This is a genomic window from Paraburkholderia sp. J41 (assembly GCF_905220235.1).
Classification (GTDB): Bacteria; Pseudomonadota; Gammaproteobacteria; order Burkholderiales; family Burkholderiaceae; genus Paraburkholderia.
On the sequence record NZ_CAJMZE010000010.1, the window covers coordinates 227,354 to 234,163 of the forward strand.

Sequence of the window (6,810 nt, forward strand, 5' to 3'; positions counted from 1 at the left end):
CGACATCTAGACCCGAACAATGTCTACAAAGCAGAACGCCAAATTTCAGGAACTCGTCGCCAAGCTGCGCGAGATATTCCAGATCGACCGCCCGGAACTCGACTTCGGCGTCTACCGCATCCTCAACGCCCGCGCGGGCGAGATCAACGACTATCTGGAAAGCCGGCTGGCAGAGAAAGTGCAAACTGCATTGGCTGCGGGCAACACCGCCAGTGCGCAACAACTGCAAGCCGAATTGCAGGAGGCCGAAAAGAACGCACATGCGCTTGGCGTCAGCCCCGATGGCGTACCCAAGGTGCAGGAACTGCGTGCCAAGTTGAAGGAAGCCACGACCGGCGCCTCAGAACACGAAAACGCCGTGTTCTCGCACCTGTTGGCGTTCTTCTCGCGCTACTACGACAACGGCGACTTCATCAGCCAGCGCCGCTACAAGGGCGATACCTATTCCATCCCTTATGCTGGCGAAGAAGTCATGCTGTACTGGGCCAACAAGGACCAGTACTACACCAAGAGTGGTGAGAATTTCTCTAACTACAGCTTCAAACTCGATGACGAGCGACCCGTCCACTTCCGGCTTGTCGTAGCTGACACCGCCAAGGACAATCGGAAGGACAACAACAAGGAGCGCCGTTTTGCGCTTGTCGAGAAGAAGACCGTCACCCGAATTGACGAACAGGGCGACGAATATGAAGAAGAACTGCTGCCTGTCGAAGAAGTGGATAGTGAGAGTGGAAAGGAGCTGATCGTCCGCTTCGAGTACAAACCCGTCGCCAAGGGTGCCAAGCAGGACGCGCTGGTGGAAAAGGCGGTTCAGACCGTATTGGCCGATGATGTTGTCAAAGCCCGCTGGCTGGATTTGGGCGGGCGCGCGCCGACCGAGAAGAACCCGCAGCGCACCCTGCTGGAAAAACACCTTTCCGACTACACCACCAAGAACACCGCCGACTACTTCATTCACAAGGATCTGGGCGGCTTCTTGCGCCGGGAGCTGGACTTCTATATCAAGAACGAAGTGATGCACCTAGACGATGTGCAGAATGCCGGTACGTTCAGCAACATCGAGAATTCGTTGCGCATGATCCAGTGCCTGAGAAGTATTGCACTCGATTTGATTACATTTTTGGCGCAATTGGAGGACTTCCAGAAGAAGCTGTGGCTGAAGAGGAAGTTCGTTGTGTCTAGTCACTACTGCATCACCTTGGACCGTGTGCCGGAGGTGTTTTATCCGGAAATCGTCGAGAACGAAAGGCAGTGGCGGCAGTGGATGGAGTTGGGTGTGTGGACTTCCGACGGACCGGGGACCATTGAGGATCTGAAGAGGTGCCGGTTCATGATGGTAGATACCGGTGTATTCGATCGCAACTTCCTGCATCGCCTTCTCGCCGCGACCGAGGATATCGATCGTGTTACTGACGGTCTTGTCGTCAAAAGCGAGAATTTCCAAGGACTGACATTCTTGGCGGAACGTTATCGGTCTGGGGTTAAGTGCGTCTATATCGACCCTCCGTACAACACGGGAAATGATTCATTTCTCTATCGAGATCAGTATCGGCATTCTTCATGGCTCACCCTTCTGAACCAGTCCGTAGCGGCAGCTTCGTCAATGCTCGGTAATGGTGCGAGTTTTTTTGCAAGTTGCGACGACAACGAATCATCCAGGCTAAAAACCCTCTTGGACACACGCTTCGGAGAGGCTAACTTGGAGTCACAGATGATCGTGCAGTCGAATAAGCGCGGACAAACGTACAAATCCGTAGCAAAGACGCACGAGTATTTGTTCGCGTACGATTGTGATGCTGAGACGATGCTCAACGGCCTGCCAAGAGACGTCGAAGATGCTGAAAAGGATGCACATGGTCCTTATGAACTATGGGAGCTGAGAAATCGGAACCCAAAGTTTGGCCGATTTAATCGGCCAAACCTATTTTTTCCGCTTTACGCGTCTGAGAGTCAATTACTCACGCGGGGGGGCTCTTGTGTCTCCACGGAAAGAACATCGGAATACTCTGAGGAAATCTATCCGAGGAACAGTGAGGGGGCCGATTCGTGCTGGCGTTGGGGCATCCCGACTGTACGCAAAGAGTCCGGGGAAGAATCCGGAGAAATCACGGACAAAAATCTCGTTGCCAAGAAAACGCGAGGCGGAGAGTGGCGGGTATTTGAGAAGGCGAGAAAGTCAATCAAGGCTCCCAAGTCTATTCTGTTGGATGTTGACGTGATCAACGAGAAGGGCACAGTCGAGCTCGGCTCCCTCGGCTTTTCCGACTTCAGTTTTCCAAAGCCAGTCGGATTGATGAAAACCGTCGTACGGCTCGGCACGAAGGACGACGATCTAATGCTGGACTACTTTGCGGGGACAGGAACAACCGGCCATGGTGTGATTGCAATGAACAGGGAGGACGGCGCGAAAAGACGCTATATCCTTGTCGAGCAAGGGGAGTACTTCGATGCCATTCTCGTTCCTAGGCTCCAGAAGATCACCTTCTCCGCCGAATGGGGCAACGGTAAGCCCGCCGCCCCCGAGACCGGCATTTCCCACTGCTTCAAAGTCATCAAGCTCGAAAGCTACGAAGACACATTAAACAACCTGCAATTGCGCCGGTTGGCCGGACAGGACGATCTGTTCGCCGCGTTGCCGCAGGTAGCCAAGGACGACTACCTACTGCGCTATATGCTGAACTTGGAAAGCCGTGGTTCGCTCTTGTCGGTAGAGGATTTCAAGAAGCCCTTTGATTACAAGGCGAACATCGCCGTCGACTCAGCAGGAGCGTATGAGCCGCGCAACGTTGACTTGGTTGAAACCTTCAACTATCTGATTGGCCTCACCGTCAAGCACGTCGACGCCCAGCCCGAACGCGGCTTTGTCACTGTCACCGGTACGCTACCCAGCCGTGAGACGTGCTTGGTGCTGTGGCGCGACTGTGAAATGCTGGATTACGAAGGCATTAGCAAGCTCTGCGATAAGCTGGCTATCAACCCGGCGGACAACGAGTTCGATGTCGTCTACATCAACGGCGATCACAACATCCCGACGGTACTGACCCAGACGCAGGAGGAAGGCGGCACGACGCGTGTGCTTAAGCTGCGCCAGATCGAACCCGAGTTCCTGTCGCGCATGTTCTCGATGGAGGACATCTGATGGCGCGACCACGCAAGGCGATCGCCGCTACGGGCGGCACCACGACCGCGCGGACCGGCGGCAGGAAGCGCAGCTTCCACCAGAATCTAGTACTCAACCGTTGGGTACTAGGCTTTTTCAAGGGAGACGGCCTCGGTGCCCTGAAGTTGCGGCTCGGCGATGACCGACACGAGGGCATCGACGAGGACGGACAGACCAATTTCTTCCACGAACTGACCCGCAATCTGTTCGAAGTGGATCGCGTTTCCGAGGCCGATCTGCGCCGCTACGACCTGAACACCGTCAGCCACTGGCAGACCGTCACAGCTCAGCGCAATAAGCTGGAAGGCCATGAACTGCAGATGAAGTACTTCCAGTACCTTTCGCTGCTGTTCACCGAGATCTACTTGGACTGGTATTTCAACAAGCGCCAGGCTCTGCTCGATGGCTTGAACGAGGAGATGGTGCGCTACCGCGCCGAGGCGGCCGCGGAGCCCTTCCGTGACTTCGAGGCGGATGATCTGAATAAGATCGCCTTCTGGAACGCGACCGGCAGCGGCAAGACGTTGCTCCTGCACGTCAACATCCGGCAGTACCTGCATTACTTTCAGGCAGGCCGCAGCGACCACTATCCGAGCAAGATCATCCTGCTGACGCCCAACGAGGGACTTTCCCATCAGCATCTGGCGGAATTGCATTTGTCGGGCTTTGGCTTCGCACAGTTCTTCAACAAGGCGCAGACTTCGGCGCGCGGCACCATCGAGATCATCGACATCAACAAGCTGGGTGACGAAATGGGCGACAAGACCGTCGCTGTCGATGCCTTCGAGGGCAACAATCTGGTGCTAGTGGACGAAGGTCACCGTGGCACCGGTACGGCGGCAGGCGCATGGATGGCGCGACGCGACGCGCTGGTACGAGGCGGCTTTGCCTTCGAATACTCGGCCACCTTCGGTCAGGCTGTGGCGAAGGGGATGACAGTGGCGGCAGCGGAAGAAGACATCCAGAAGAAGCGCGCCAAGATGCTGTTCAACACGGCTAGCCTGCGCAGCCTGGACGATATGCAAAAGGCACAGATTGCGCTGACCAGCGAGGACAGGCGCCGTGCGCGCATCACCGCCACGCGCGAGATTTACGCCAAGTGCATCCTGTTCGACTACTCGTACAAGTTTTTCTACGAGGACGGCTACGGCAAGGAATCGCTGATCTTGAACATGAACGGAGAGGCCTACGAGCAGGCGGACAACGCCCGCAAGTACTTCACGGCCTGCCTGCTGGCCTTCTACCAGCAGCTTTGGCTGTGGAGAACTCATCGCGAGACGCTGGCCGACTTCAACATTGAGAAGCCACTGTGGGTGTTCGTCGGCAACACGGTGTCCGGTGAGGAGTCAGACATTCTTGAGGTGGTGAACTTCCTCGCCGACTTCCTTAATCGGGATGCGCAGATCAAGACTTGGCTGGCAGATCTGATCGCCGACCAGGCTCAGATTCTGGACGCCAAGGGCAATAACATCTTCAAGGGGCGATTCACGCCGCTGATGGGCTTCACGGACAAGGTGGACGAGCTGTATGCCGACATCCTGCTGCGCATATTCAACGCCCCAGCCAAGCAGCGCCTGAAGCTCGTCAACATCAAGAGCAGCAAGGGCGAGCTTGCGTTGCGCGTGGGCGACGCCGAGCCTTTCGGCCTGATCAACATCGGCGACGACGCGGGCTTCTTCAGTTTGGCCGAAGATTCTGACACCTTTGACAGCGAGCGCGATGACTTTGGCGGCGCGCTGTTCGGCACGCTGAACAACAAGGACAGCCAGCTCAACGTGCTGATCGGCTCGCGCAAGTTCACCGAAGGTTGGAGCAGTTGGCGCGTTTCCACAATGGGCCTGCTCAATATGGGTCAGGGCGAGGGTTCGCAGATCATCCAGTTGTTCGGGCGCGGCGTGCGTCTTAAGGGCAGGGGATTTTCGCTCAAGCGCGCCCTGCCGCACGAGCGTCCCAAGGGTGTGCATCTGGATAAGCTGGAAGCGCTAAATATCTTTGGTGTGCGCGCAAGCTACATGGCCGCGTTCAAGGACTATCTGCGCGAGGAAGGCATCATGCCCAGCGACGAGGTTCTTGAACTTGATTTCCCTACGCGGCCCAACCTGCCTGTCGGCAAGCTCAAGACGCTGGCGCTCAAGGATGGGTACAAGGACAACCAGAAGCTCGGCTTCAAACGCACCCACTTCCCGTCGCTGTACGAGATTCCCGCGCAGTTCCAGGGCAAGATCAAACTGCCGCACGTGGTGCTAGACCTGTACCCTCGTGTCGAAGCGCTGAGCACGCAGGATAAGGCGGCAGTCACCACGACCGAGGCTCGGCACAAGGGAAAGCTGAACGCGAAGCTGTTCCCGGTCTTCGATTGGGATCGCATCTATCTGGTGTTGCAGGATCACAAGCTTCAACGGAGCTGGAGCAATCTGCGGCTGAGTCGGCAGAAGCTGATCGACTTCTGCGCAGGCGCATCGGACTGGTACACGCTGTTCATCCCGGCGGCCGAGCTGGCTGTGAACGCGTTCACCGACATCCGTAAGCAGGAGGATATCCTGATCCGACTGCTGACCGATTACACCGACCGCTTCTATAAGGCGCTGAAGACTGGCTACGAGGGACAGTTCTACGACGTCACCCGCATTGACGAAGACGACGGCTCGATGCTCAAGCTCTACCAGTTCGAGATCGAGAACAGCGACGATGGGCTGGAGTACCAGAAGAAGCTCGAAGTGCTGAAAAAACTCGTGGCCGATGGCAAGATCGGCGAAGCAAGCAAGTGGAACGCGCCGCACATAGTGGCTATCAGTTTCGATCGCCACCTGTACTATCCACTTTTGGCGCTGGAAGACAAGGATGCGGTGCCGTTGAAGCTGCGCCCGCTGGCCTTCGATGCGCCAAGCGAATGGAATTTCGTTCGCGACCTGGAGGCCTTCTACAGCTCCCCGGATGGCAAGGCGGCGATTGGGGCGCGCAGCCTCTATCTGCTGCGAAACGCGGATCGGGAGGATAAAGGTCTGGGCTTCGCGCTGGCGGGTAACTTCTACCCGGACTTCCTGCTATGGCTGGTGGACGATGCCACCGGCAAACAATGGCTTACCTTCGTCGATCCCAAGGGGTTAAGGAATCTCGATCTCTCGCATCCCAAGCTGGGCCTCTATAAGGAAGTCAAGACACTTGAAGCGACTCTGGCGAACCAGGCCAAGCACGATGAGCCACCGTTGGTCTTGAATGCCTTCGTGTTATCACCGACAGAGTTCTCCGAACTGCTCAACGTTGGTGATACGACGAAGAAGGAAGATCTGGAGAGTCGCCATGTTCTGTTCATGGAAGATGGCGGTGGGAACTACTTGAAGAAGCTGTTTTCGTCACTGACGTGATGACGAGAATATCATTTGTGGACAAGGATCACTGCCAATCCAAGAACGTGCAGGATCTTGCCTCGAATGAAGGAACGTGGTCCGCACCGCGCCCCCTTCAGTAAGCTTTGGCGTGCAAGCGATGAGGCGCTGGAGCGGACAACGTTCAAGGGGAGAAGCGTCGATTCTCGGGACCGAAAGAATCGGACAGTACCCGCTGAAACTGCTCAGATATTAGAAACCGGAAAAGTTGGGTTACGCTGGCGTGAAATGTACACGTGGGAAAATGGACACCAAAGGCTACAT

At 56.2% G+C, this 6,810-nt stretch carries 2 protein-coding genes; both read left to right on the forward strand.

Annotated elements, in window-relative coordinates; all coding sequences use genetic code 11:
- Window positions 1–19: 19 nt before the first annotated feature.
- Complete coding sequence (locus U5805_RS13465; RefSeq protein WP_322103966.1) at window positions 20–3,139, forward strand: site-specific DNA-methyltransferase; 3,120 nt, start codon at window positions 20–22, stop codon at window positions 3,137–3,139.
- A complete protein-coding gene (locus U5805_RS13470) occupies window positions 3,139–6,525 on the forward strand; it encodes a DEAD/DEAH box helicase family protein (protein WP_322103967.1) in 3,387 nt (1,128 codons plus the stop codon). Before U5805_RS13465 ends, U5805_RS13470 begins: the two co-directional genes overlap by 1 nt.
- Window positions 6,526–6,810: the final 285 nt, after the last annotated feature.

What these genes read in the sequence shown, in the direction of transcription:
- U5805_RS13465 (WP_322103966.1), top strand. Translation starts at nt 20, where the DNA reads ATGTCTACAAAGCAGAACGCCAAATTTCAGGAACTCGTCGCCAAGCTG.
- U5805_RS13470 (WP_322103967.1), top strand. Translation starts at nt 3,139, where the DNA reads ATGGCGCGACCACGCAAGGCGATCGCCGCTACGGGCGGCACCACGACC.